This window comes from Tistrella bauzanensis (genome assembly GCF_014636235.1).
Lineage (GTDB): Bacteria > Pseudomonadota > Alphaproteobacteria > Tistrellales > Tistrellaceae > Tistrella > Tistrella bauzanensis.
In genome coordinates this window covers 75,627-101,883 of record NZ_BMDZ01000005.1, presented here as the reverse complement: position 1 = coordinate 101,883, position 26,257 = coordinate 75,627, and the positions used below count along the sequence as shown (strand labels likewise).

Sequence of the window (26,257 nt, the reverse complement as noted above, 5' to 3'; positions counted from 1 at the left end):
CTCAGCGGCTCTCCCGTCGATAGAACTGGCCTGAGGCCTGCGGCGCACGGCTGCGTCCGACCAGGCCCACCAGGGTCAGGATGGCCGCGAGATAAGGCAGCACCACGAACAACTGGTACGGCACATCGGTGTTGGCGAATTGCAGGCGCAACTGGATCGCATCCGACAGCCCGAACAGCAGGCAGGCGGCCGCGGCGCCAAGCGGCGACCAGCGCCCCAGAATGACCGCCGCCACCGCGATGAAACCCTTGCCGGCGGTCATGCCTTCGGTGAACAGAAACACCTGCGACAGCACCAGCACAGCGCCGCCCAACCCGGCCAGCATGCCGCAAAGGGTGACGGCGCCCAGCCGGTAGAGCCTGACCGACAGGCCCGCGACATCGGCCGCGCGCGGGTTCTCGCCCACCGCCTTCAGCCGGAGGCCAAGCCCGGTGCGGGCCAGAACCAGGGCTGCCAGCGGCACCGCCAGAATGGCGGCCCAGGTCATGGGATCGGTCGCGAACAGCGCCTTGCCGACGATCGGGATGTCGGCGAGCCCCGGGATGGTGATGTCGGCAAATCCCGGCACACGGTTTTCGGCCGCGCGGCCGGTTGCGGTCAGCCGGTGCAGGAAGGCCGCGACCCCCAGGCCCAGAAGATTGGCGCCGATGCCGGCGACGATCTGGTTTGCGCCGGCATAGACCGTGGCGATGCCGAACCCGGCCCCCAGCAGGCCGCCGGCCAGGGCGCCGGCCACCACGCCGAACCCGGCCGAGCCGCCGGCGATCGCCCCCCATGAGGCGCCGAAGGCGCCCAGGATCATCGATCCTTCCAGGCTGATATTGACCATACCAGCGCGTTCCGAGAACACACCGCCGATGGCGGCGAACACCAGCGGCACCGACAGCCGGAGCATGGTGGCGAACAGATCGGCCAGGGCTGTGGGGTTGGTGAACAGGTCGATCATGGCTGCACCGTTCCCGAGGCAGACGCCGTTCCCGAGGCAGAAGCCGGGGGCTGCGTGGGCGCGGGTCGCGTGCGGGCGAACAGCCGGTCGAAGGCGCCATGGCGCTGAAGCGCCAGTCCGGATGCCGCGAACAGCACGATCAGGCCCTGAACGATGGTGACGGCGGTGGCATCCAGCCCGGCGCTTTTCAGAGTGGTCACGGCGGTGCGCAACAAGGCCATGAACGCGGCGGCCACCATCGACCACACCGGATCGCCACCGGCCAGGAAGGCCACCACCAATCCGTCATAGCCATAGCCCGAGGCGAAGCCCGCGAACAGCCGGTGCTTCAGGCCGATCACCTCGAAGGCGCCGGCAAGCCCGGCAGCGGCCCCGCCCAGGGCAAACGCGATGATGGTGGTACGGCCGACCGCGATGCCGGCATAATGCGCCGCACCCGGCGCCTTGCCGGCCACCTCGACCCCGAAGCCCCAGGCGGTGCGCGCCAGCGCGATGCGCGCGATCACCGCCACCGCCAGCCCGACCAGCAGGCCGATATGGGCTTCGGTATCGGCCATCATCAGTGGCAGGCGCACGATGTCGGGCACCTCGGGCGAATAGGGATAGGGGGCGCCGGGCGCCTTCAACGGGCCGCTGGCGGCATAGCTGATCAGGTTCAGGGCCACGTAATTCATCAGCAGGGTCGTCACCACCTCGTCGATGCCGCGCCGTGCCTTCAGCACGCCGGCAATACCGGCCCACAACGCCCCGCCAAGTGCACCGGCCAGCGTCGCGGCCGTGATCGCCAGCAGGGCATTGGCATCGTCGGGCATGCGCAGGGCAACCACGGTGGCAAACAGCCCACCCATATAGATCTGGCCTTCGGCGCCGACGTTATAGAGCCCGGCGCGCAAGGGGATGGCGACGGCGATGCCGGCCAGCAGCAGCGGCGCCATCCGCGCCAGCAGATCCGAGATGCCCCAGTAATCCAGAAGCACGCGATCGACGATCTGGCCACCCAGGTCGATCGGGTCACCGCCGGTGGCCGCGATCAGCAGGCCCCCCACCGCCAGTGCCAGAACCACCGCGCCGACCGGCACCGCCGGCCCGGCCGCGAGCCGTCGCAGATCCACGCTCATGCCGCCGCTCCGGCAGTGTCGTCGGTGGACGGGCGATCGATGCCGCCCATCAGCCGGCCCAGGCTTTGCAGATCGGCGTCGTCCCGCGACAGGATGCCGGTGATCCGGCCACCGCTCATCACCGCGATCCGGTCGGCGACCATGCGCAGTTCATCCAGTTCGGTCGAGATGTACAGGACAGCGGCCCCCGTCGCGGTCAGGGCCAGAACCTTGCGCTGAACGAAGGCGGTTGCGGCCACGTCCAGCCCCTTGGTCGGCTGTTCGGCGATCAGCAATCGGGGCTGATGGCCAAGTTCCCGCGCCAGAACCAGCTTCTGCTGATTGCCGCCCGACAGGGCCCGGACCGGGCCGTTCACCGCGCCGCGCACATCGAAATCCGCCACAGCGCGGGTCAGGCGTGCCGCGGCCAGCACCCGGTCGATGATGCCGAAGCGCCGCCGCACGGGTGGCCGGTCCACGTCGCGCAGGATCAGGTTGCGGCTGCCATCCATGTCGAGCACCAGCCCGGCATGGTGGCGGTCGCGGGGCACATAGGCGACCCGGTGGCGCGCCAGACGCTGGCGCGGCCGGCCGGGTTCCACGGTGACCCCGTCGACCAGAACGTCGCCGCTGCGCGGCCGGCGCAAGCCAGCCAGGGCCTCGGCAAGCTCGGCCTGACCATTGCCGTCGACGCCGGCGATGCCCAGCACCTCGCCTTCATGGATGCGGAACGACACGCCACGCACGGCCGGCCGGCCGGCGTCGTCGTCGACATCCAGCGCCGCCACCTCCAGCACGGGAACCGCATTGTCATGGCCGGCGGCGGGGGCCGGCATCACCTCGGCCCCTGCCGCCGGTGCCGGCATCGCCGCCTCACCCGGTCCGACCATCAGGGCCGCCAGCCCGTCGGCATCGACGGCGGCGATCGGCAGCGTCGCCACCAGCCGGCCACGGCGCAGCACGGTCACCGCATCGGCGGCGGCAAACACCTCGGCCAGCTTGTGCGTGACCAGCAGCACCGTGCGCCCGGCAGCCGCCAGTCGCCGCAAGGCCGCCATCAGGCTGGACGCCTCGGCCGGCGTCAGCACGCTGGTCGGTTCATCCAGAACCACGATCGTGGCGCCGCGCACCAGCACCTTCAGGATCTCGACCCGCTGGCGCATGCCGGGGGGCATCTCTTCGACCCGCCGGTCCAGATCGACCGAGAAGCCCAGATCGCGGGCCAGCGCCCGGCCGGCTGCGGCAGCGGCGATCACGCCGGTCCCCACGCCGCCGCCGGTCGCCAGCGCGATGTTCTCGGCACCGGTGAAGCGGTCGACCAGCGTGAGGTGCTGGTGGATCATGCCGAAGCCATGATCCAGCGCCAGCTTCGGGTCGCCCGGCGGCACGACCCGGCCATCCAGGCGCACCGTGCCCGCGTCGGGGCGATACAGCCCCGACAGGATGTTCATCAGCGTCGACTTGCCGGCGCCGTTCTCCCCCAGCACCGCATGGACGGTGCCGGGGGCGATATCCAGGGTGACGTCGGCCAGGGCCGGAACACCACCAAAGTTTTTGGCGATGCCGTCGAGCGTCAGGCGCGGCATGGTCGGTCTGGTCCTTGTGTCGAGGAGGGGGCTTACGGCTGTCGGGCCATACCGCTCAGATCTTGCGCTTGCCGCTGGCCAGATCGCTGATCAACTGGTCGACCTCGGCCTTCACCTCGGCCGGCACGTCGGCATGGAAGCTGCCGAAACGGGCGGCATCGGGCGTGTCCAGACCATAGACGTAAGCCTTGCCGCCGGCCTTGCCGGCCTTGGCGTCTTCCAGGAAGTGCACCAGTGCCGCGTTCACATCCATGATCACCGACTGCACCACGGTTTCCGGCCAGTCGACAATGGCGTCGTAATAGATGCCGAAGGCCTTGATGCCGGCTTCCCTGGCGGCGGTCAGCGCGCCGTTGGAGGCAAGGTCCATGGTCGGAAAGATCACATCGGCGCCTTGCGAGATCTGGGCGCTGGCGGCTTCCTTGCCCTTCGCGACATCGTTCCAGTCGCCCATATAGGTCACCAGCACCCTGGTGCCCGGCCGGCCGGCCTCGGCGCCCTTGGTGTAGCCATCGACCAGTTCGGTCGAAAACTTGATCTCGGTGGCGCCCAGCCAGCCGATCGTGCCGCTGGTGGAGAGTTTCGCCGCCATATAGCCCAGCACGTAACCAAGCTGGGTGTAGTCGAAATTGATCGTGGCGACATTGCCGCCGGCCTCGGCACCCGACGACACCACGAACAGCGTGTCCTTGAACTGGCGGGCCAGCTTTTCGGCCGGATCCTGGAATTCACCGCCATGGCCGATCACCACGCCATAGCCGCGGCGCGCGAAATCGCGCATCGCCGACAACTGGTCGGGTTCCGCCACGCCCTCGGCATAGGCGACATCCAGGCCCATGGTCTCCTTGGCCTTCATCAGCCCTTCATAGGCGCTCTGATTCCAGGCCTGATCACGGATGCTGCCGGGCAGAACCGCGGCCACGCGCACGGCCTCGTCGGCGGCGCGGACGGCAGGGGCGGTGAACGCCGTGGCGGCGATGATGGCGGTGACGCCGGCGAACATGCCGAGCCGGCGGGCGAGGCGCGAAATGGCCATGGTGTGGCGGTCCTTCAGAGCCGAGGGGATGCGTGCTGGGGCATCGGTAAAGCAAGGCCCGTGCCGCTCTGCCCGATGGCCGCAGATGAACCGCTCGCTGCCCGAACTGGCTGCCGCTGCATCGCCATGCGTGCATAATTTATGAACAGACAGGGAATGTTGTCTATATTTTGACCAATTGGTCGGAATTCGCCGCCACTCCACGGCGGCATGGCCGGCCGTCTCTCGCTGTGGTCCGCTTCTTGCTGGCATCCGCTTCGCCCGCTCCGGCGGGCCATCTTCACCGACAGCCGAACGGAGACCCCAGACCATGGCCGTGGTTCAGACCGGCAACGGGCCGCGCGAACTCGTCGCAACCGGGCTTGCCGCCCGCAGCCTCGCCTTCACCGATATTCCGGTGATCGATTTTCAGGCGCTGGTCGATCCTGCAGCCAGTGCTGCCGAGCGGATGGCGGTGGGAGATGCGGTGCGCGATGCCTGCACCCGCGTCGGCTTTTTCTATGTCCGCAACCATGGGGTCGATCCGGCGGCGATCGAGGCGACCTATGTGGCGGCCCGCGATTTCTTCGCGCTGCCGATGGATCGGAAGATGCAGATCCACATCCGCAAATCGACCAATCATCGCGGCTATGTGCCGCTGCTTGAGGAGAACACCGATCCCACCGCGCGCGGCGACGTGCATGAAGCCTTCGACATGGCGTTGGAGGTGCCGGCGGATGATCCGGACGTGCTGGCCGGCAAATCGATGTACGGGCCGAATGTCTGGCCGGAGCTTGATGGCTTCCGCCCGGCCATGGACGCCTATTACGCCCAGATGTACGGGCTTGGCCGCCGGATCTTCCGCGGCTTCGCCCTGGCGCTGGGCTTGCCCGAGGATCATTTCGAGCCCTTGATCGGCAAGCCGATGGCGCAGTTGCGCGTGCTGCATTATCCCAGCCAGGACGGGCCGGTCGACGAGAGCCAGATCGGCATCGGCGCGCATTCGGATTATGAGTGCTTCACCATTCTGAACCAGCAGGCCGGCATCTCGGCGCTTCAGGTGGTCAACGGCGCCGGCGAGTGGATCGAGGCACCGCCGATCCCCGGCACCTTCATCGTCAATGTCGGCGACCAGATGGCGCGCTGGACCAATGATGTCTTCGCCTCGACCGTGCATCGGGCGATCAACCGTTCAGGACGTGAGCGCTATTCGATCCCGTTCTTCTTCGGCCCCGATTACGACACCCCGATCGAGGTGCTGGAGACCTGCGTCACGCCTGAACGCCCGGCGCGTTATCCGACCGTCACCTCGGGCGCCTATATCCTGTCGCGCTTCGACGAGACCTTTTCCTATCGCAAGGCGGGTGGCGAGGCCGATGCCGGCTGAACCGGCCGCCATCGGCCTGTCGTCATCGCGTGGCTACGGCACGATCAGCGCGGCAAGGCCACCGGCCGACAGAATCTCGATCCAGTAGCCGTCGGGGTCGCGGATGAAGGCCAGCCCCTTCATCCGGCCCTCGTCGGGCCGTTTCACGAAGCTGACGCCGAGCGCCTCGAAGCGCGTGCAGGCCGCCTCGACATCGGGCACGGTGATGCCGATATGGCCGAAGCCGCGCGGTTCGGCATTGCCATTGTGATAGCCGGCGAAATCAGGGTCGGTTTCCGTGCCCCAGTTATGGGTCAGCTCCAGAACCCCCTTCTGCCGGAACACCCATTCCGCGGCGGCGCGCGGATCTTCCGGCACCGGCGCGTCGTCGGCACCCATATAGCCCATGAAGTAGAGCGAGAATTTCATCTCGGGAAAGTCGAAGCGCCGCAGCAGGCGCATGCCCAGAACCTCGCCATAGAAGGCCACCGACCGTTCAGGGTCGCGCACCCGCAGCATGGTCTGATTGAGCACGAAGTCGCTGGTCGCCGTCTCGCTGGTTGCCAGGGGGGCGCCATCAGTACTGGCCATGGGGTATCCTCGCCATCGTCGTCACATAGGGATGGTCGTCACATCAGTTCGGTGCGGCCGGGGCATGGCGCGGATGACCGCACCGGCCATGTCGGCACCATAACCCGATCGCGGCTGCGCCGGCATGTCCTGAACGGGCATGCGCACGCACAGCCGGATCAGACTGCACCGCCAGACATGCGGCCCGGCCCATCTGTCGCTAGCCTGTTCAAGCCCGCAAGAGGCCCTGATCCGATCAGGTGACGGCCGCGAAACGACGGGCGCAGACAAGCATGACGATGGGAGGACGACCCGTGCAGATGTCCACCGGCAAGATTGCCAAAGCGCAGAGCCCCGAAGAATACGTCCAGATCGACGATGGTCCGTGGGCGCCGTTTCCCGACGCCTTCTCGGCCGGCGGCATCACCTGGAAACTGCTGCATGTCTCGCCTGAGGCGGGCAGTTGGACCGCGATCTTCACCTGTCCGGCGGGGTCATCCTTCGCCGCCCATATCCACACCGGTCCTGGCGAATATTTCCTGACCCGAGGGCGGATGGACGTTCGCGGCGGCCGTGATCAGGGGGGCGATACCGCCGTGGCACCCGGCTATGGCTACGAATCCTCGGGCGCGCGCCATGACCGGACCTTCTTTCCTGAGCCGAGCGAATTCTACATGACCTTCCTGGGGCCGCTGGCCTTCATCCAGGCCGATGGCCAGGTGATCGCCAATATCGGCTGGGCCGAGGCACAGGGCGCATGGCAGGCGTTTCTGGCAGAGGTGGATGCGGCCTGAGGGCGCATCCGATCCGGTCAGGTCAACGCCAGGGGGCGCCGGCCGGCCGGCGCCCCGCAGATATCGAGGATCAGTCCCATGTCCATGAGTGCCCGGCAGGATGATGCCACCGCAGCGACGGAGCGCGTGCTCGCGCATCATCTCGCGGCCTTCGCCGACGGCGTGCCCGCCATTCTGTCCGATTATGCCGAGCATGCGGTGGTGATCACGCCGGATGGCGTTCATCGCGGCCCCGTCGAGATCAGTGGCTTCTTCGAGGCCTTCCTTCGCGGGGTGTCTCCGGCGTTCTGGGAGGCGTTCCGGATAGACCGGCAGATTGTCGAGGGCGAGGTTGCCTATCTCGTCTGGTCGGCACCGCCTTTCGTGGCGATGGCAACCGATACGCTGGTGGTGCGCGATGGCCGGATCGTGATCCAGAGCTTCACATCACTGTCGGCCTGAAGGGGAGAGGGATGCCGGGCGGGCGGATTGCGTTGTCCATCGCCGCCATCATGGTAGGATCATGTCGTGTGGGACGAAAATGACGTTGAATAACAAGAAGACGTCGGTCCGGGAGGACATCCGCCATGGCCATGACTACGGAGACCGTGTGGCGAAGCGCCATCCATGAGGACAAAGACCAGCAGGAGGCGTGGCGCGAGAGACTATGCCGGGTCTATGACGCCTGGACGCTGACCGGCCCGGCGCAGGCGGCTTTCGACGTGGAGATCTTGCAGCGCAGCATCGACAGCTTTCAGGTGATCGAATGCCGTTGCGATCCATGTGGCGGCATACGCAAGCGGCCGGGCATGTCCCATGACCAGCCCGATCAGATGGCGGTGCAACTGGTGCTTGGCGGGCGCGAGCACTTCACCATTGATGGCAGGGGCATGGTGCTTGGCGCCGGTGACGTGCTGATCTGGAACACCACCCGGCCGATGCGCTTCGAGGTGGTCGAGCGTCTGCACAAGATCTCGGTCCTGATGCCGCTTGCGCGGTTGCGGCAGTGGCTGCCCGGATCCTGGCACGCGATCGACAGCCGGATGCCGGCGGGATCGGCCGCGGCTGCCGTGGTTGCCGACTTTATCGGTATGATGGCGCCAGCGGTGTTGTCGGGCCGGGTGGGGCGTGGCGATGCGCTGACGGAAGCGATGCTGGGCGTGCTGGTGGGCGCGCTTGATGCCGGTCACGCAGCCTGTCCGCCGGGCGGGCTGCGCGAGGCGCAGATCCTGCGGGTGAAGGCGCATATCGAACGGCATCTCGACGATCCGGCGCTGTCGCCGGCGCGGATCGCGGCCGCGACGGGCATGTCGTTGCGCCATCTCCATGGCCTGTTCGAGCCGGAAGGCATCACCCTGTCGCAATACGTCATCGCGGAGCGTCTGCGCCGTTGTCGCCGCGATCTGGCAAGCCCGGTGATGGCGCAGCGCACCATCACCGATATCGCCTTTTCCTGGGGCTTTCAGAACGCCGCCCATTTCAGCCGCCGGTTCAAGGCGGCCTATGGCACGTCGCCCAGTGACTTCCGGCACAGCCCGCATGGCTGACCGCGCCGGTCGTCGAAGACGCGCGGCCGGTCAGGTGGTGGCTGGTCAGGTGGCGGCATGGCGGCGGCGTGCGATCAGGAAGGCCGCGGTTTCGGCGGCGAGTGCCGCCAGCATGGTGGCCCCCATCACCGGGAAGATCACCGCCGGCACCAGCATCAGGGCGGCTGCACGCGCCATCACCCGGCCTTCAACCTGTCGGGGTGCTGCCAGCCGGCCCTTCGGGCGGCGCTTCCACCACATCACCGGTGCTGCCAGGCACATAGCGGCCAGGCCGATGCAGGCGATCAGCAGCACCAGCCGGTTCACGGGGCCATATTCCTGGCCCATATGGACATTGACGCCCCATTCGGTCAGCCGGGCAACGGTGCCGTAATCGGCATAGCGGGCATCGATCAGGGTTTCGCCGGTCCAGCGGTTCAAATGGATGATCTGCTGGCGCGCCAGATCATGCGGAAACACCATCGCCGTATAAACCCCGTCGGGCGCCCGGGGCACCGACAGCTTGTATCCGGGGGCGACGCCAAGCCGGCGGGCGATGGTATCGGCGCGGTCGATGCCGATATCGGGCATGGCAGAACCACTGCCGGCCGGTGCCACCGATCGCGGCAATGGCGCGTCTTCCAGCGTCCAGGCGGTGTCCCCCAGCGCCGATGTCGGTACGGGCGAGACCGGTACCGCCTGCCAGACACCCAGCGGATAGCCGAGGCCGGCATCGGTGGCGGCCCCGCGCACCGCAGGCCCCCAGACCTGGGTCCAGGCCATGCCCGACAGCGCCAGGAACAGGATCACCGGCGCCACGACGATGCCGATCACCGCGTGCATATCGCGCCAGAACACCCGCCCGGCCGGACCGGGCCGGCCGCGGGACGCCGTGCGGATGCAGAACACGCCGCCAGCGTTCTGTCCGCCGCGCCCGCGCGGCCACCACAGATAGACGCCGGTCAGGATCAGCGACACCGTCCAGCCGCCGACGACCTCGATGATCAGATTGGGGATGTCGCCGGCGATGATCAGGCTGTGCAGCCGGCGCACCACCATCATCGGCGCCGCCAGATCGGCACGGTCACCCAGCACCCCGGCATCGCGCGGGTCCAGGAACACCGTGCGGGCGGTGCCGTCGGCATCTCGGATGGCGATGCCGGCGCTGCGGTCGGTGGCCGCCGGTGCCAGATAGGCGGTGACGGTGGCCTGAGGGTGGCGTTCGGTGACGGCCCGGATCAGCGCCGATGGCGGCACCAGCGCATCGCCGGCCGCGACCGGCTGGTCCAGCACCAGCAGCCGGCCGTCGATCAGCCGATCCAGGCTGTCCTTGTAGAGATAGAGGCCGCCGGTGGTGGCCAGCAGCAGCAGGAAGGGCAGGGCGATCAGCCCCGCGAAGAAATGCCAGCGCCAGAGGCCGCGATAGAGCGCGCGCCCCAGCGTGGCCGTCGCCGCGCGTGCCTGCGCGGGTGTGGCCGTGATGGTCATCAGAAGGTCCGATCCGCAACCTGAAGCAACAGATGCGCGGCCGCTGGCAGGCGGCGGCGCGCGTTATGCGAGGGTCGGGAGCGGGCGCGGTGGTGCCGTGGCACCAAGAGGCGGGCCGGCGCGGGCGGTGACCGGCGCGGCGGCGGGGATCATCACCTGTGGCCGGGGCTCTGCCACCATGGCCGGCAGCGGCAGGGCGACCGGCACCGGCAGACGGTCGGCCATGGCGGTGACGGCGAAATCGCAGACCGTGCCGGCGCCGGTGGTGTTGCCATCACCCGATGCCTCGCCCGGGGCCGCAATCACCAGCCCCAGGCAGGTGACGATGTCGAAGCGGCCATCGGCGCGTGCCGTCGGATCGGGCATCACGCCGGCCGGCAGCATCGCGCGCAGGATCACCGCCAGGGCGATGGCCCAGGCGGCGAGGCCATGGCGATGGCGGCGCCCGCTGCGGCGGCCGCCGGCTGACCGGCTGCGCATTATCATGGCCCCTTTGTGCCGCAGGACCACCGGCCGGATACTGCGACAGAGTGTCGCAGGCATCAGTCGTCGGGATAGAGGAAGGCCGAGACGCCGATCAGCAGGTCACCGCTGCGCTGGATATAGGCCTGTTTCTCAAGCACGCGCCCGCTCGCCTCATGGGCATAGTCATAGCGTGACCAGCCGGCACCGGCGGGCGACCGGGCGATGCGGATCCAGTCCTGAATGAAGGCCACGCCATTGCGGTCGCGGATGCCGCGCAGGTTGCTGCCGGCCTGTCCTGGCCGGCGGGCATGGGCACGGCAGGTGCCGTCCAGGTCATAGACGAAGACATAGAGGTCGCCATCATTGAAGACACGGGGCCCGCGCGTCACCTCGGCAAGTCCGGCCGCCTCGCCATGGGTGTCGAAATAGGCGACGGCGCGCGCCACCATCGCCTGCGCATCGGCGGGCCCGTGGCCGGTTTCTCCCGGATGAAGCCTGGGGGCGGCAGTCGCCGTCATCGCCATCAGGGGCAAGGCCAAGGCCGCCAGCAGGGTGGGCAGGTGTCGCCGCATCGGCCATCTCCAGGCACATATAAACCATGGATAGAATAACAGCGACCGTCACCAACGAAAAGAGCCACCGCCGGTTGCCCGGGGTGGCCCTTCCGTCAGATCAGGACGGCAGAGATCAGCCGATCTTGCCGGTGACCCAGTATTCCACCCGCGCCGGATGGTTCTCGATGTAGTTGTCGACCGCGGCCTCATACGAGGTCTCGTTCGCCTCGGCCATCAACGCTTCCAGCTCGGCGAGCGGGATGTTGAAGCGGCTGAGGAAACCGAAGGCTTCCGGCTGCTCGCGATCCAGGCCCATACGGGCGATGGCATGGACCCGCTCGGCACCGCCGAGGGCGCCCTCGGGATCGTCGAGATAGCGCAGGTCATAGGCGCCGAACATCCAGTGCGGGCTCCAGCCGGTGACCACGATCCACTCGTCGCGCTTGATGGCGCGGTCGAGGGCGGCGGTCATCGCGGCGCCGGAAGCCGAGACCAGCTCGTAGTCCAGACCATAGGTCTTGATCGCCTCATCGGACAGCCGCATCAGGCCGGCACCGGGGTCGATGCCCTGGATCTTGCTGTCCAGCTTCTCGGCGACCTCGGGCTTCTTCAGGTCGGCCAGCGACTTGAGCTGATCTTCCGGAATGTAATTCGGAACCACCCAGCCCAGCTTGGCGCCGGTATAGATCGGCCCGAGATCGATGATCTTGCCGGCGGCCTTCTTGTAATAATCGCCATGGGTGTCGGGCAGCCAGGACATCATCATCAGGTCCAGATCGCCGTTTTCGACACCCTGATACTGCGGCCCGATATCGGCGAGTGTCAGTTCGACGTCATAGCCAAGGCGGTCTTCCATCAGCTTGGCGGCAAGCTTGGTCACCGCTTCCGCGTCGGACCAGGCGGTCCAGCCGATGTTGATCTTCTTCTCCTCTGCGGCCGTGGCCGGGGCCGCCAGCACGCCGGTGACGGCGGTGGCGACGAGCGCCGCGAGGGCACGCTTCGGGATGAAGCTCATGGTGGTCTCCTTCAGGTAGGTGCGAGGATCGATCAGAAAGTGAACGGGATGGTGGCCAACACAGAGCCGGCCATCGGGGCTCAGCGCTTGCGCGCCTTGCTGCGTCCGACGCTCTGGGTCAGCCGGTCGAGCACGATCGCCAGCACCACCACGCCCAGCCCGGCTTCGAAGCCCAGGCCGATATCCAGCCGCTGGATGCCGCGCAGCACCTCGTTGCCAAGGCCACCCGCGCCGATCATCGAGGCGATGACCACCATCGACAGCGACAGCATGATCGTCTGGTTGACGCCGGCCATGATCGCCGGCAGCGCGTTCGGCAGTTGGACCTTGTAGAGCAGCTGGCGATCGCTGCACCCGAAGGCGCGCCCCGCCTCGACCATCTCGGCCGGCACCTGGCGGATGCCGAGAGCGGTGAGGCGCACGGCCGGCGGCATCGAGAAGATCACCGTGGCGATGGCGCCGGGCACCTGGCCAAGGCCGAAGAACATCACCGCCGGGATCAGATAGACGAAGGGCGGCATGGTCTGCATCAGGTCGAGCGCCGGCCTGAGCATGTTCTCGACCCGGTCGGAGCGGGCGGCGGCAATGCCCAGCGGCAGGCCGATCGCCAGACTGAGCAGGGTGGAGGCGATGACCAGCGACAGGCTGCGCATGGTCGCGTCCCACAGATCCATGCCGACCAGGGCGAACAGGGCGACGATTACGAAGACGGCGAAGCCGCGGCCAACCCGCCAGAAGGCGATAGCAGTGATGATGATGATCATTATCCACCACGGCATCCATGCCAGGGCAACGGCGAAGGCGTCGACGACGGCTTTCACCACATCGGCGATCGCGTCGAAGGCGGGGGTGAAATTGTCGAGCAGGAACTCGACCACCGCCTCGACGCCATCGCCGATTGGAAGGGTAAATCCGAGATCACTCATTATTCTGCAGCCTCCCCGCCACGTTGACGTTCAGGGCCATCGGCCGCCAGTGCATCCGCCGGCGCCATTGCATCCGCTGGCGCCAGGGCCTCGGGTGCCTGTGGATCTTCCGAGCCGCGATCCAGCGCATTCAGCAGCGCACGCCGGCTGACCACACCCAGATACAGCCCGTCGGCATCGATCACCGGTACCGGATAGGGTGCCGACGCGACCGTGCCAAGGATGGTCGACAGCGACGCGTTCGACGGCACCGTCACGGCATCGGGCAGGAAGGCGGCCTTGATCACCGCTTCCGGATCGGCCAGCGCAGTCGGATTGCCGGCGGCCTTGCGGTCGCGTTCGGCAATCGCGGCGGCCAGACTTTCCACCGACACCATGCCGCGGAACCGGCGGCGGCGGTCGTGAACGATGGCAAAGTCGCGTTCCGCCCGGCGCAGGCGTTCAAGGGCCGCGCGCAGGTTGGACTCCGACAGGTTGATCACCGTCAGGCCTTCGCGACGGGCAACATCGGCGGCGGTATAGACATGCGCCACATCGACACCGCGGAAGAAGGCCCGGACATAATCATCGGCCGGGTCGCGCAGGATCTCGTCGGGCGTGCCGACCTGGATCATCCGGCCGCCTTCCATGATCGCGATCCGGTCGCCGATACGCATTGCCTCGTCCAGATCGTGGCTGATGAACACGACCGTTCGGCTTTCCTCTTCCTGCAGGCGGATCAGCTCGTCCTGCATCTCGGTGCGGATCAGCGGGTCGAGGGCCGAGAAGGCTTCGTCCATCAGCAGCACGGTCGGGTTCTGAGCCAGTGCGCGGGCAAGGCCGACGCGCTGCTGCTGGCCGCCCGACAATTCATGCGGATAGCGGTCGGCCAGATGGCCAAGCCCCACCTTGTCCAGGGCGGCCCTGGCGCGCTCGCGCCGCTCGGGCACCGGCATACCGCCCACGGCCAACCCGAAGGCGGCATTGTCCAGCGCCGACAGATGCGGCATCAGCGCGAAGCTCTGGAACACCATCGCGATATCGCGACGGCGCAGATCGCGCAGGCTGCGCATATCCATGGCGGTCACATCGGTGCCGTCGATCAACACACGGCCTTCGGTGGGGTCGATCAGGCGGTTGAGCATACGCACCAGCGTGCTCTTGCCTGAACCGGACAGCCCCATGATCACGAAGATCTCGCCGGCCTTGACGGAAAAGCTCACCTCGCGCACGGCGACGGTGTTGCCGGTGGCCTCATGGATGGCGGCTGAGCTTTCACCCTTGGCAATGCGCTTCAGCGCCTGGCTGGGGTGAGGCCCGAAAACCTTGGTCATTCCTTCGACGACGATCTTGTCGGTCATGCTCCATCGATCTGGTCGGGCGGCCCTGATCAGGGCGGCACTGCGGCCCGGCATGCGATGACACCAGACAAAAAAGGGCCCGGACAGTCCAGCCTTCATGCCGAACCATCGGGTGACAATCGCATCAGAGATGCGCATAGCCGTATTGAACGGGCCCATCAGCGCCGGCCCGCTATGTCCAGACGATCGAGATCGTCCACGGACAGATAGACCGCCGGGTTGCTCTGGACTGACTTGATGCCTGGTCCAGAATTCTATGCGTGATCTCTATGTATCACAGGCGACCGGTTTTGAAAACCCGTGGGAGGGCATAAAGTCTGTTCGTGATCACGCATCTAACGCATAAGAGGCGGGGATCGCATGCCGAACGCCCGCTGGTGTGCTGCCCCAAGGCCCATCCGGGCACAAAAAAAGCCCCCGCCGGGCCAGCGGGGGCTTTCTTCATCATCGCGTCACAGGTCAGCCGGATATGGCTGGTGACGGCAGGTTACATCCGGCCTCGATCACGCGGTGCCGACGGCGCCGATCGCGATCCGCTTCGGCTGGCGCGCCTCGGGCAGCTTGCGGACCAGGGCGATGCTCAGCACCCCGGCCTTCAGATCGGCGCTCTCCACCTCGACATGCTCAGCCAGGGTAAAGCGGCGCTCGAAGCTCGCAGGCGCGAAACCGCGGGTGACATAGGTGACACCGTCTTCGGTCGCCTCGGGCTTGGTGCCCTTCACGGTCAGGATCCGGTCCTCGACCGTGATCTCGACCTCGGATTCGACGAAGCCGGGCACGGCCAGTTCAACGCGGAAGCTGTCGTCGCCAAGACGGGCGATGTTGACGCCGTCTGTCCGGGCACTGTCGGCGATCCGGTCGACCAGATCGAACAGCGGCGAGCGGAATCCGTCGAGACCACGGAAAGCGGGAACGGTGCGGAATGCGGGCGCGTAATTCAGGAGACCAGCCATGGGTCACATCCTCCAGGAGCAATGTGTCGTGTGGGTGGGATCAGCCGCCGCTGGCATCCGTTCATACGCCCGTCACGGGCCGCACAGGGGAGGCGGTCGGCTGGTGCCGGTCTGACTGTCAGCCCCGGCACGACCATGATGTAGGAGCCCTGACAAGGGCGTTCAAGAGGTCCGGGCGCGCGGAAAATGTAGCCCGCGACACGACCGGATGCCAAGGCCCGGCAGACGCGAAAGCCCGGCGCCTGTCGGCCCCGAGGGGACGCAGATGCCGGGCTTTCGCGCGGGACGATCCGGCAGAGGGCCAGGGCCGCTCTGCGGGTCGCTCAGATACCGAAGTTCGCGAAGCGCTTCTTGAACTTCGCGACCTGACCGGCCTTCTCGGACAGACGGACGGTGCCGCCGGTCCAAACCGGATGGGTCTTGGTATCGACGTCAAGCTGCAGCTGATCACCAGCCTTGCCATAGGTCGAACGGGTCTGGAACGTCGTGCCGTCGGTCATCACCACGGTGATTTCGTGGTAATCCGGATGGATGCCCTGTTTCATGGCGATGCCTCCTCGCGGAAAATCGAGGCTGCGGAATACCATGGCTGGGGCAGGTCGGCAAGCCGAAACGCCATTCGGCCGCGGTATGAGGCCAGCCGACCGCCCGTGAGCGGTCGGCTGGCCTCAGATCATTTGTTGGTCAGCTTCAGCTCGATGCGCCGATTACGCCGATAGGCATCGCTGGTTTCGGCTGTATCGATGGGGTGGAACTCGCCATAGCCGGCGGCGGCCAGACGCCAGGGCGGCACGCCCTGCGAAATCAGGAACTTCACCACGGAAATCGCGCGGGCTGCCGACAACTCCCAGTTCGAGGCGAATGCCGCGGTGGAAATCGGCCGCACATCGGTGTGGCCGTCGACCTGAAGAACCCAGTTGATGTCGTCGGGGATCTCGCCGGCGATCTGGTTCAGCGCATCGCCCAGCCGTGCAAGCTGGGTGCGGCCGGCAGGGCTGATTTCCGATGCGCCACTGTCGAACAGCACTTCCGACTGAAAGACGAAGCGGTCGCCGACGATCTGGATGTCCTCGCGGCCGCCCAGCACCTCACGCAGCCGCCCGAAGAATTCCGAACGATAGCGCGCCAGTTCTTCGACCTTGGCGGCCAGGGCCTGGTTGAGCTTCTGGCCCAGATCGGCGATCACGGCCTTCTGTTCCTCGCTGCGTTCGCGGCTTTCATCCAGCAGGGCGGACAGCCGCGCCAGTTCCTGGTTCAGCCGTTCGAGCTGTGCCGCCATGTCGGTCAGCCGCGATTCGGCTGCATCGGCCCGGGACTCGGCGGTCTCGGCCCGGGCGGTCTGGCGGTCGACCCGGTCCAGCGCCGCCATCAGGCTCGACGACTGCGCCTCGATGGTGCGGTCGGCATCGGCCAGCCGGTCGCCGGCGCTCTGCAGGGCCAGTGCACGGTCGTCGGCGGTCTGCTCGCTTGCGGCCAGCCGCTCGTCCAGAATGCGCAGACGCTCTTCCAGTTCCGCCATCCGGTCGGTCAGGCTGCGTTTGTCGGCTTCGGCGCTTTCCAGCGCGCTGGCGATGCGGGCGCGGTCGGCCTCGGTGGTGCGCTGGCTTTCCGCGGCCTCGTTCAAGGCCTGTTCAAGCGCAGTGATCCGCTGATCGGCGGCCGAAACCCTGGCCGCCAGACTGTCGCGCTCGGCGGTCGACCGTTCCAGGTCGCTCGACACACGATCCAGGGTCACGCGCAACTCTTCCGAGCCGGCACGCTCCAGGTTAAGAAGCTCGGTCAGTTCGTTCAACTGCCGGGTCAGCTGGTCCAGCTTCTCCTCGCGGCCCGACAGCGCCTGGCTCAGGTAGAACTGGGCCAGCATGAAGACCACGAGCAGGAAGATGATGACCAGCAGCAGCGACGACAGGGCGTCGACAAAGCCGGGCCAGATATCGCTGCCGCCCTGTTTGCGGCGTAAACGGCGCATGAGCGTCGATCCTTGGAACGCGGTACCGAACTCCGTTGCCGGAGCGACGGGGTGGTCTGACAGTGGCGCGGATCAGCGCCGGGCGTCGTCTTCGGCGGCCAGCGCCGCGATGGTGCGGGCCAGAAGGCGGACTTCGGAACGGATGTCCTCCACAGCCTGCTGGCGCCCCTGGGGGATATCTTCCACCATGCGGGCCAGAAGGATGTCCACATTGCGCAGATGCGCGCGGCTGGCCTCGTCGAAGCCGTCATCGCGGTGCTGGGACTCGACCAGCAGCGTCAGCAGCGGCTTCAGGTCTTTCTGCTGTTCGGCCAGCTTCACCAGAACCGATTGCTCCACACGCATCTGATCGGTCAGCGTCGCCAGCCGTTCGGTCAGCGCGCGCAGGTTCTCGTCGCCCTGCCGGCGGGCTTCATCAGACCGTTGCAGCGTGCGTTTCAGATCCGACAGGTTCTCGGCCGTCTGTTCCACCAGCGCCGCCAGATAGGCGCCGGCGCCGGGCGCGCCCTCGATCTCGATGCCGCCCATGCCGCCGCCAAGCTTGGTCAGCCGCGAGAACCATTCCTCGACCTCGTTGAAGAACCGGCTCTGCGCCTGGCCCGCCTGAAGGTCCAGAAAGCCCAGCACCAGCGACCCGGACAGACCGAAGAGCGAGGATGAAAACGCGGTCCCCATGCCGGCGAGCGGTGCTTCCAGGCCGGCCTTCAGGTCGTCGAACAGCCGGCCGACGTCGCCGGTGCCGACCGACAGGTTGCCGATGACGCCGGCGACTGCGCTGATCGTCTGAATAAGCCCCCAGAAGGTGCCGAGCAGGCCCAGGAAGATCAGCAGCCCGATGATGTAGCGGCTGATCTCGCGGCTCTCATCCAGGCGGCTGCCCAGGCTGTCGAGCAGCGACCGGCTGGCCATCGGCGACAGCTTGGCGTCCTCGCGGGTCTGCGACAGCATCGCGGCGATCGGGTTCAGCAGATCGGGGGCGGGGGTGGCCGCCATGCCCGGCCGGTTCTGGCGGAAGCCTTCCAGCCACGCGACCTCGCTGTTCAGCCGCCAGACCTGACGGATGGCATAGGCGCAGCCAAGAACGGCGGTGCCCACGATCAGCGCGTTCAGGACCGGATTGGTCATGAAGGCGTCGATCAGGGTCTCGCCGAGCAGGGCCACCACGCCCAAAGTGAGGGCGAGGAAGATAATCATCCGCACGAGATAGCGTTGCGGGCGGGTCAGGCTGTCGGTGGTCGGGCGGGCCATGCGGATCAACCCTTGCTCTTCGAACGGTCTGAAGCGGACGACCGGTGACCGGCAGCCAGGTGGCTGGCGAGCCTGCGGTCATGGCCGGGATGGGGGAGGCGGGGGCGTCGATCGACGGCTGGCAGGCCATGTGTCTGGCCCGCATGCCTGGCGCCCGGATGGGGCAGGCAAGCCGGATGGGACGGGAAGATCTGGATCATCGCCATTGTCTGCGTCATCTCACCCGGCCCGCGCCACGTCCAGGTCCACGCGGTCGGCCGGACCGGATGTGGCGGCGCCGTGGACCTTCAACTCGATGCGGGTGGGGCCGATGCCGGCATCGGCCAGGATATCGCGGACCGCGAGTGCCCGATCCAGCGCCAACCGGCGCGATGCATGCGCCGGCGCACCGGCCGGCGCGGTCGCATAGGCATCCACCAGAACGCGGCTGCGTGCCTGCGGCTGAACGGTGGCGGCAAATGCGCGGATGATCTCGCGGCCGCTGGCGGGGATCTCGGCGCTGCCGGCATCGAACGGCACGGTGATCGCCGCCGCCGATACCGATTCGGCCGCCTGGACGATGGCATCGCCGGTGGCAACCGGTGCCGCCAGCAATGCCATCGCCAGTGCCGCGACGCCGGCGAGCCGGCACGACAGGCGCCCGTGCGGCAATGGGGAGGCAGCCTGCCGGTCGTGGCCCGGCAGGCGATATGGCGAATGGACGAGCGGCGTCGACGCGAGCGTCATGGCATCCCGATGGCTGATCGCCCGCGAGGCCCCAGAGCCCCGGCACGGCTGTACCGGCCGGTGCCCGCTGGGCGGACCGACCGGCCCAACCATAGCCCAGCCCCGGAAGCAGCGGCAAGCCCGCCGCCACCTCTGGTGCCGTGCTGCGGCATCATTCCATCAGATCAGGGCGTGGCCAGGCGGCTGCGACCGGGTTCAGAGAGGTGTCGGCGCGTGCGACGGTATGGTTTCAGCCGCGCGGCCCGCGCGGTGCGGCGGGGGGGCGAAGGCCGGGCGCCATCGTCTCGTCGGGGCGACGCGGACGCTTGGCCAGCATGGTGCTCAGCACCTTGTGGGTCTGGCCGTGCACGGCGGTGTTGCCGGCGATGATACCGCCGGTGTCCATCATGGCCTCGGCACCGGTGATGTCGCTGACGAAGCCGCCGGCCTCGCGGACCAGCACGATGCCCGCCGCCATGTCCCAGGGCTGAAGGTCGATCTCGAAAAAGCCGTCGAAGCGTCCGGCCGCAACATAGGCCAGGTCGAGCGCCGCGGACCCGAACCGGCGCAGGCCGCCGGTGTTCTTCATCATCCCGGCCAGCATCTTCAGATACTCGGTGTGGTTCGGCTTGTCGGCGCGCGGAATGCCGGTCGCGATCACGCAGTCGATCAACTGGCGGCGGGCGGCCACGCGGATGCGGCGATCGTTGACGAAGGCGCCATAGCCCTTTTCGGCCGAATACATCTCGTCGCGCAGCGGGTCATAGGTGACGCCGGCGATGATCTCGCCCTCGCGTTCCAATGCCACGGTCACCGCGAAATGGGGGATGCCATGCAGGAAATTATGGGTGCCGTCCAGCGGATCGATGATCCAGCGATGCGACGGGCCGGTGCCGGTGGCCTTGATCTCGCCGCCTTCCTCCATCAGGAAGCCGAAATCGGGGCGGGCCTTCGACAGCTCGGCGCGGATGGTCTTTTCGGATTTCAGATCGGCGCTCGACACGAAATCGGCCGGCCCCTTGCGGGACACCTGGAGGTTTTCGACCTCGCCGAAGTCGCGGATCAGGCCGCGCGCGGCCTTCTGGGCGGCACCGATCATGACGTTGAGAATAGGGGAACGGACGGCCATCGGTGGCAACTCCCGGCGGTAGGTCAGCAGACGGACTGAAAGAACGGTGGCACCGACGCATGCGGCGCCCCTTGGCGGACCGGACCGGCCTGCCAAGGGGCGCCATCATGCCCCGGATCGGCGGGTGAAGGGAACTGCGGATGCCGCAGGTCAGTCCTTCGCGCGCTCCAGATAGGTCTGGTCGGCGGTCATCACCACCACGCGGGTGCCGGTTTCGATATGCGGCGGCACCATGATGCGGATGCCGTTCGACATCATCGCCGGCTTATAGGACGCGGCGGCGGTCTGGCCCTTCACGGTCGGCTCGGTCTCGACCACTTCCAGGACCACCGATTCCGGCAGGGCCACGGCCAGCGGCTCGTCTTCGTAGGTGGAGACGGTCAGCATCATGCCGTCCTGCAGGAACACCGCCGGTTCGCCGACCAGATCCTTGTGGATATTGATCTGGTCATAGGTTTCCTGATCCATCAGGGTCAGCATATCGCCGTCGGCGTACAGGAACTGGTATTCCTTTTCGTCCAGCCGCACGCGTTCAACGGACTCAGAGGCCCGGAAGCGCTCGTTCAGCTTGGTGCCGCTGCGGATGTCCTTCAACTCCACCTGGAGATAGGCGCCGCCCTTGCCAGGCTGGGTGTGCATGGTGCGGCGGGCGACCCAGAGCCGGTTCTGATGCTCGATGATCATGCCGGGGCGGATGGCGTTGCCATTGATCTTCATAGGCGTCGGTCCTTCGGTGCCGGACCGGCCGGGCCTGGTGGGGCCGCGGCTGCGGTCGCAAACGGAACGGGATGGCGTCGGGGTGTCGGGGGGGGCTTGGTCGGGCGTCCCGGCGCCGCCATCCCGCGAAGCACCCGCCGCCGTCGTCGGTCTGCGGGGTGGTGCGCCGCCACCGGTTGCCGGGCGCCCCTTGATTTCGGGCGCCGGCATCGGGCGGACGGGCGTCAGCCCCGGCCGGGGGCGGGGCCTTCGTCTTCAAGTGCCCGCGCGATCTCGCGGTTGAAATCGGTCACCGCCTGGGCAGGACCGGCTTCGTAATTCCACACCCCGGCGGTGACCGCCAGGAAGTCGGCGCCGGCGCGAACCACGTCGGCGCAATTGGCGACCGTGATGCCGCCGATCGCGACACAGGGCACCTCCATCAGCGCCTGCCACCATTCCAGCAGATCCAGCCCGGCCCGTGCCGGCGGTTCCTTGGTGGTGGAGGGGAAGAAGGCCCCGAAGGCCACGTAATCGGCGCCATCCTCGGCGACCACCATCGCGCGATGGCGGCTGTCATAGGCCGATACGCCCAGAACCGCGTTCGGGCCCATGATCTTGCGGGCCTTTGCCTGATCCATGTCGTCCTGGCCGATATGGGCGCCGTCGGCCCCCATTTCAGCGGCAAGATCGGGCCGGTCGTTGATCAGCACCGCGACATTGCGGCTCTGGGCGACCGGCAGCAGACGTTCGATCGCGCGCCGGACCTGGTCGTCGGGCACATCCTTCAGGCGGATCTGAAGGCAGGCGACGTCACCGGCATCCAGTGCACGGGCAAGCGTGTCGGCGAACGCCGCCGGCTCGAAAGCCGGCGGCGTCAGCAGATAGAGACGGCAATCGCGGGACGCGGTCACGCCTTGCCCTGATAGATCTTGATGATCTGGTCGAGCAGCGCCAGCGCTTCCTCACGCGGGCGCTGGAAGGTGTTGCGGCCGATGATCGAGCCGTTGGCGCCGCCGTCGCGGATCTCGCGGATCTCTTCCATCAGATCCTCGGTGCCCTTGGCGTTGCCGCCCGAGAACACCACGATCCGGCGGCCGTTGAACGACGCCTGGACGACATGCGCGACCCGCTCGGTCAGGGTGGAACGGGCGATGTCGTATTTCTCGTAGACCTTCTTCGCCTCGTCCTGCTCAAGCTCGGCGGTCGGCGGCTTCACCTTGATGATGTTGGCGCCAAGCAGGGCCGCGTGGTGGGCGGCATAGGCGCAGACGTCGAGCGCGGTCTCGCCGGCCTTGGTCAGCATGCCGCCGCGCGGATACGACCACACAACGACCGCGACACCCTTGGACTTCGCCTCAAGGGTCAGCTCGCGCAGCTCTTCCATCATCTCGAACTGGTATTCCGAGCCCGGATAGATGGTGAAGCCGATGGCGGCGCAGCCCAGGCGCAGCGCGTCGTCGACCGTCGCCGTCACCGCCTGGTCCTTCTCGGTCGCCAGGCTGTTGGAGCTGTTGACCTTCAGGATGGTCGGGATGGCGCCGGCGAAGGTGTCGGCACCGGCTTCCAGCATGCCGAGGGGGGCGGCATAGGCCGACAGCCCGGCATCGATCGCCAGCTGATAGTGGTAGTGGGGATCATAGGCCGGCACGTTCGGCGCGAAGCTGCGCGCGGGACCATGCTCGAAGCCCTGATCGACCGGCAGGATCACCAGCCGCCCGGTACCGCCCAGGCGGCCTTCCATCAGGATGCGGGCGAGGTTGGTCTTCACACCGGGATTCTCGCCTTCATAATTGGCAAGGATCCGCTTCACGCGCTGAGTGATCTTCATCCGGCTGATGTTCCCTGGCTGACGCATCAGCGGCGAATATGCCACCGCTGCTGCTGTAAAGGCTTGTCCGGGCGCTGAAAACGTCCCGGCTCCGCGGACACGGCCCGCTCGATGGGCCTTTTAACCGAGGCGTGCGCGATTTGCAATCACCCGACCGGGTCAGACGGCGCGACATCTTCGTGTCAGAGGCCGAAAACGGCCTGTCAGAGCCGCATTTCGGCCTGGATCACCACGATTCCGCCCGAGGCAGCGGCTTTCACCGCATCCAGAACCGCAGGTGGCGCGGCCAGGATCAGATCGGCCACACCCATTTGTGCCAGCCGGTGGGCGCGCGCGGCATCATCGCCGCAATCGACCAGCAGGCGGATGCCGGCGGTGGCCGGGGTCGCGGTCAGAAGCCGGCAGATCTCCATTATCCAGCCGATACCGCCGGTGGCCAGCAGGCCCGGCGGCGTCGCCACGCGCGCGGGCCTTGTGATGGTGCCGGCCTCGATCGCCGCGGCCAGCCGCATGACGTCCGCCTGCGCGGCGATCAGCCAGGGCGGGGTGTCGGGGCAGGGCGGGGTATCGGCTCCGGCTGCGATCATCACCCCTCCCGCCGGATTGTGCCAGTTCCGGATTGGGCCAGTTCCGGATTGGGCCAGTTCCGGATTGCGCCAGTTACTGTGCCAGCGCGGCGACGCCGGGCAGTTCCTTGCCCTCGCAGAATTCCAGGAAGGCGCCGCCCGCGGTCGAGACATAGGTCAGCGCATCGAGCACGCCGGCATGCGCCAGCGCCGCGACGGTGTCGCCGCCACCGGCGATGGAGGCGAGGCCGCCCGCACGGGTCAGTTTTTCCACCGCCCTGGCCACCGCCACGGTGGCGGCATCGAAGGGCGCGATCTCGAAGGCGCCGAAGGGGCCGTTCCACAGCAGGGTCTTCGATCCGGCGATGCAGGCCTCGACCTCGGCCACCGTCTTCGGGCCGACATCCAGGATCATCTCGTCATCGGCGACCCCGGTGACCTCGACCGTGTGGCTGTCGGCACCGGCCTTGAATTCGCGCGCGACCACCGCGTCGACCGGCAGCACCACCCGGCAGCCGGCCGCCTCGGCCCGGGCCAGGATAGCGCGGGCAGTCTCGGCCAGATCGGCCTCGCACAGCGATTTGCCGACGGCGATGCCCTGCGCATGCAGGAAGGTGTTGGCCATGCCGCCGCCGATGATCACCGCGTCGACCCGGGCCACCAGATTGTTCAGCAGATCGATCTTGGTCGACACCTTGGCGCCACCCACGATCGCCGCCACCGGCCGGCGGGGATCCGCCAGTGCGGCACCCAGTGCCTCAAGTTCCGCCTGCATCGACAGGCCGGCAGCGGTCGGCAGGCGTTCGGCCAGCCCGACGGTGGAGGCATGGGCGCGGTGGGCGCAGCTGAAGGCATCCGACACGAAGATCTGGCCCAGCCCCGCCAGCGCATCGGCGAAACCGGCCTCGTTCTTCTCTTCGCCGGCATGGAAGCGCAGGTTTTCCAGCAGCGCCACATCGCCATCATCCAGCGCGGCGACCACCCTGGATGCGGCCTCGCCGATGCAGTCGTCGGCAAAGGCGACCGGCCGGCCGATGGCGGCGGCAAGCGGTGCCGCAACCGGCCTCAGCGACATCGACGGCACGATCCGGCCCTTGGGCCGGTCGAAATGCGACAGCACCACCACGCGGGCGCCGCGTTCGGCCAGGGCGCGCACCGTCGGTGCCTGACGGTCGATGCGGGTGGCGTCGGTGACGACACCGTCCTTCATCGGCACGTTCAGGTCCAGGCGGACCAGGACGACACGGCCGGCGACATCGATCTGATCCAGGGTCTTGAAGCGGAGGGGCTGGCTTGACGACATGGCGATAAGCGGTTCCGGTTGCTGCGGGCGAAGACGATGAGCGGGTATATTCTGACCGGTTCGACGGCGACAGGCCCCGCACATCGTTATGCGGGGCCTGTGCCGGTCAGGGATCGATCAGAGCTTGCCGAGCGCCACGGCCGTATCGGCCATGCGGTTCGAGAAGCCCCACTCGTTGTCGTACCACGACAGCACCCGCACGAAGGTGCCGTCGATCACCGAGGTCTGGCCCAGGTCGAAGCTGGACGAGTGCGGGTCGTGGTTGAAGTCGATCGACACCAGCGGCTCGTCGACCACGCCCAGAATGCCCTTCAGCGAGCCTTCGGCGGCGGCGGCGCGGATCGCGTTGTTGATCTCGTCGGCCGAGGTGGCCCGGCTGGCGACGAAGGTCAGGTCGATCATCGAGACGTTGGGGGTCGGCACACGCACGGCGACGCCGTCGAGCTTGCCCTTCAGTTCCGGCAGCACCAGGCCCACGGCGCGGGCGGCACCGGTCGAGGTGGGGATGATCGACTGCGCGGCAGCGCGGGCGCGGTGCAGATCCTTGTGCGCGATGTCCAGAACCGGCTGATCACCGGTATAGGCATGCACCGTGGTCATGAAACCGTGGACGATGCCGACGGCATCGTTCAGCACCTTGGCGACCGGGGCCAGGCAGTTGGTGGTGCACGAGGCGTTCGACACCACGACGTGGTCGGCCGTCAGGCCCTGATGGTTGACGCCATAGACCACGGTGTAGTCGGCATTGTCGGCCGGCGCCGAGACCAGCACCTTGCGGGCGCCGGCTTCCAGGTGCTTCGCCGCGGCGTCGCGCTTGGTGAAGATGCCGGTGCATTCCAGCGCCACATCGACCTTCAACTCGGCCCAGGGCAGCTTCGCGGGGTCGCGCTCGGCGGTGACCCGGATCGGGCCGGTCCCGACATCGATGCTGTCGGGGCCGGTGGTCACGGTGCCGGGGAAGCGGCCATGGACCGAATCATACTTCAGCAGATGGGCATTGGTCGCGGCAGGCGCGAGATCGTTGATGCCGACGACCTGAATGTCGGTGCGGCCCGACTCGACGATCGCACGCAGAACGCCACGGCCGATGCGGCCGAAGCCGTTGATCGCCACCCGAATGGTCATGCCTTCCTCCGAACTGTCTTCGACGTTAAGGGCGCCGACCGCCAGGACGGCGCCCCTGGGGGGAT

Annotated in this window: 27 protein-coding genes; 4 read left to right on the top strand and 23 right to left on the bottom strand. The window is 67.5% G+C overall.

The window, feature by feature from the left end; genetic code table 11:
• Nucleotide 1: 1 nt before the first annotated feature.
• The 4 genes from IEW15_RS03985 to IEW15_RS03970 are packed head-to-tail and all read right to left on the bottom strand — an operon-like array spanning nucleotide 2 to nucleotide 4,665.
• A complete protein-coding gene (locus IEW15_RS03985; protein ID WP_188575140.1) occupies nucleotides 2–946 on the bottom strand; it encodes an ABC transporter permease in 945 nt (314 codons plus the stop codon).
• Nucleotides 943–2,064, bottom strand: a complete 1,122-nt coding sequence (locus IEW15_RS03980; RefSeq protein WP_188575138.1) for an ABC transporter permease — start codon at nucleotides 2,062–2,064, stop codon at nucleotides 943–945. The genes IEW15_RS03985 and IEW15_RS03980 overlap by 4 nt, the downstream gene beginning before the upstream one ends.
• Entirely contained in the window at nucleotides 2,061–3,629 is a 1,569-nt protein-coding gene (locus IEW15_RS03975; RefSeq protein WP_188575136.1) for an ABC transporter ATP-binding protein, read from the bottom strand. Before IEW15_RS03975 ends, IEW15_RS03980 begins: the two co-directional genes overlap by 4 nt.
• A 55-nt stretch (nucleotides 3,630–3,684) precedes the next feature.
• Nucleotides 3,685–4,665 (bottom strand): BMP family protein, encoded by a 981-nt coding sequence (locus tag IEW15_RS03970; RefSeq protein ID WP_188575134.1) that lies wholly within the window; start codon nucleotides 4,663–4,665, stop codon nucleotides 3,685–3,687.
• A 310-nt stretch (nucleotides 4,666–4,975) separates the two neighbouring features.
• Between IEW15_RS03970 and IEW15_RS03965 the strand changes: the two genes are divergently transcribed.
• Entirely contained in the window at nucleotides 4,976–6,031 is a 1,056-nt protein-coding gene (locus IEW15_RS03965) for an isopenicillin N synthase family dioxygenase (protein ID WP_188575132.1), read from the top strand.
• A 33-nt stretch (nucleotides 6,032–6,064) separates the two neighbouring features.
• On the opposite strand, the gene gloA is transcribed toward IEW15_RS03965, so the two are convergent.
• On the bottom strand, nucleotides 6,065–6,601 hold the full coding sequence (gene gloA / locus IEW15_RS03960; RefSeq protein WP_188575130.1) for a lactoylglutathione lyase: 537 nt from the start codon (nucleotides 6,599–6,601) through the stop codon (nucleotides 6,065–6,067).
• 299 nt (nucleotides 6,602–6,900) lie between these two features.
• On the opposite strand from gloA, the gene IEW15_RS03955 reads away from it, so the two are divergent.
• The 3 genes from IEW15_RS03955 to IEW15_RS03945 all read left to right on the top strand — a co-directional run bounded on the left by IEW15_RS03955 (nucleotide 6,901) and on the right by IEW15_RS03945 (nucleotide 8,900).
• Entirely contained in the window at nucleotides 6,901–7,374 is a 474-nt protein-coding gene (locus IEW15_RS03955; RefSeq protein WP_188575128.1) for a 2,4'-dihydroxyacetophenone dioxygenase family protein, read from the top strand.
• Between the two features lie 78 nt (nucleotides 7,375–7,452).
• The gene (locus tag IEW15_RS03950) at nucleotides 7,453–7,815 is read left to right on the top strand and encodes a nuclear transport factor 2 family protein (RefSeq protein ID WP_188575126.1); all 363 of its coding nucleotides are present in this window, start codon (nucleotides 7,453–7,455) and stop codon (nucleotides 7,813–7,815) included.
• 125 nt (nucleotides 7,816–7,940) lie between these two features.
• Nucleotides 7,941–8,900, top strand: a complete 960-nt coding sequence (locus IEW15_RS03945; RefSeq protein ID WP_188575125.1) for a helix-turn-helix domain-containing protein — start codon at nucleotides 7,941–7,943, stop codon at nucleotides 8,898–8,900.
• 45 nt (nucleotides 8,901–8,945) lie between these two features.
• On the opposite strand, the gene IEW15_RS03940 is transcribed toward IEW15_RS03945, so the two are convergent.
• The 18 genes from IEW15_RS03940 to gap form a co-directional block, all read right to left on the bottom strand.
• On the bottom strand, nucleotides 8,946–10,367 hold the full coding sequence (locus IEW15_RS03940; RefSeq protein WP_188575124.1) for a PepSY-associated TM helix domain-containing protein: 1,422 nt from the start codon (nucleotides 10,365–10,367) through the stop codon (nucleotides 8,946–8,948).
• A gap of 63 nt (nucleotides 10,368–10,430) precedes the next feature.
• Entirely contained in the window at nucleotides 10,431–10,847 is a 417-nt protein-coding gene (locus tag IEW15_RS03935; protein WP_188575122.1) for a hypothetical protein, read from the bottom strand.
• Between the two features lie 62 nt (nucleotides 10,848–10,909).
• A complete protein-coding gene (locus IEW15_RS03930; protein ID WP_188575119.1) occupies nucleotides 10,910–11,404 on the bottom strand; it encodes a cache domain-containing protein in 495 nt (164 codons plus the stop codon).
• Nucleotides 11,405–11,519: 115 nt separating this feature from the next.
• Nucleotides 11,520–12,401 (bottom strand): glycine betaine ABC transporter substrate-binding protein, encoded by an 882-nt coding sequence (locus IEW15_RS03925; protein WP_188575117.1) that lies wholly within the window; start codon nucleotides 12,399–12,401, stop codon nucleotides 11,520–11,522.
• Between the two features lie 80 nt (nucleotides 12,402–12,481).
• Entirely contained in the window at nucleotides 12,482–13,327 is an 846-nt protein-coding gene (locus tag IEW15_RS03920) for an ABC transporter permease (RefSeq protein ID WP_188575115.1), read from the bottom strand.
• Nucleotides 13,327–14,667 (bottom strand): glycine betaine/L-proline ABC transporter ATP-binding protein ProV, encoded by a 1,341-nt coding sequence (gene proV, locus IEW15_RS03915; RefSeq protein WP_188575114.1) that lies wholly within the window; start codon nucleotides 14,665–14,667, stop codon nucleotides 13,327–13,329. The genes IEW15_RS03920 and proV overlap by 1 nt, the downstream gene beginning before the upstream one ends.
• 503 nt (nucleotides 14,668–15,170) lie before the next feature.
• Nucleotides 15,171–15,620, bottom strand: coding sequence for an Hsp20 family protein (locus tag IEW15_RS03910; protein WP_188575112.1), 450 nt, complete (start codon nucleotides 15,618–15,620; stop codon nucleotides 15,171–15,173).
• 323 nt (nucleotides 15,621–15,943) lie between these two features.
• Nucleotides 15,944–16,165, bottom strand: a complete 222-nt coding sequence (rpmE, locus tag IEW15_RS03905; protein ID WP_188575110.1) for a 50S ribosomal protein L31 — start codon at nucleotides 16,163–16,165, stop codon at nucleotides 15,944–15,946.
• Between the two features lie 128 nt (nucleotides 16,166–16,293).
• Nucleotides 16,294–17,589 (bottom strand): peptidoglycan -binding protein, encoded by a 1,296-nt coding sequence (locus IEW15_RS03900; protein ID WP_188575107.1) that lies wholly within the window; start codon nucleotides 17,587–17,589, stop codon nucleotides 16,294–16,296.
• A gap of 72 nt (nucleotides 17,590–17,661) precedes the next feature.
• The gene (locus IEW15_RS03895) at nucleotides 17,662–18,837 is read right to left on the bottom strand and encodes a flagellar motor protein MotA (RefSeq protein ID WP_188575105.1); all 1,176 of its coding nucleotides are present in this window, start codon (nucleotides 18,835–18,837) and stop codon (nucleotides 17,662–17,664) included.
• 219 nt (nucleotides 18,838–19,056) lie between these two features.
• A complete protein-coding gene (locus tag IEW15_RS03890) occupies nucleotides 19,057–19,563 on the bottom strand; it encodes an OmpA family protein (RefSeq protein WP_188575103.1) in 507 nt (168 codons plus the stop codon).
• Nucleotides 19,564–19,792: 229 nt separating this feature from the next.
• Nucleotides 19,793–20,671 (bottom strand): inositol monophosphatase family protein, encoded by an 879-nt coding sequence (locus IEW15_RS03885; protein ID WP_188575101.1) that lies wholly within the window; start codon nucleotides 20,669–20,671, stop codon nucleotides 19,793–19,795.
• Between the two features lie 150 nt (nucleotides 20,672–20,821).
• A complete protein-coding gene (gene efp, locus IEW15_RS03880) occupies nucleotides 20,822–21,388 on the bottom strand; it encodes an elongation factor P (protein WP_188575099.1) in 567 nt (188 codons plus the stop codon).
• Nucleotides 21,389–21,612: 224 nt separating this feature from the next.
• On the bottom strand, nucleotides 21,613–22,281 hold the full coding sequence (gene thiE, locus IEW15_RS03875; RefSeq protein ID WP_188575097.1) for a thiamine phosphate synthase: 669 nt from the start codon (nucleotides 22,279–22,281) through the stop codon (nucleotides 21,613–21,615).
• Nucleotides 22,278–23,198 (bottom strand): class I fructose-bisphosphate aldolase, encoded by a 921-nt coding sequence (locus tag IEW15_RS03870; protein WP_188575095.1) that lies wholly within the window; start codon nucleotides 23,196–23,198, stop codon nucleotides 22,278–22,280. The genes thiE and IEW15_RS03870 overlap by 4 nt, the downstream gene beginning before the upstream one ends.
• 203 nt (nucleotides 23,199–23,401) lie before the next feature.
• Entirely contained in the window at nucleotides 23,402–23,785 is a 384-nt protein-coding gene (locus IEW15_RS03865; RefSeq protein WP_188575093.1) for a hypothetical protein, read from the bottom strand.
• Nucleotides 23,786–23,858: 73 nt separating this feature from the next.
• Nucleotides 23,859–25,067 carry a phosphoglycerate kinase gene (locus tag IEW15_RS03860; protein WP_188575091.1) on the bottom strand — a complete coding sequence of 403 codons (1,209 nt, stop codon included), beginning with the start codon at nucleotides 25,065–25,067 and terminating at the stop codon, nucleotides 23,859–23,861.
• 117 nt (nucleotides 25,068–25,184) lie between these two features.
• The gene (gap, locus tag IEW15_RS03855) at nucleotides 25,185–26,192 is read right to left on the bottom strand and encodes a type I glyceraldehyde-3-phosphate dehydrogenase (protein WP_188575089.1); all 1,008 of its coding nucleotides are present in this window, start codon (nucleotides 26,190–26,192) and stop codon (nucleotides 25,185–25,187) included.
• Between the last annotated feature and the right edge of the window lie 65 nt (nucleotides 26,193–26,257).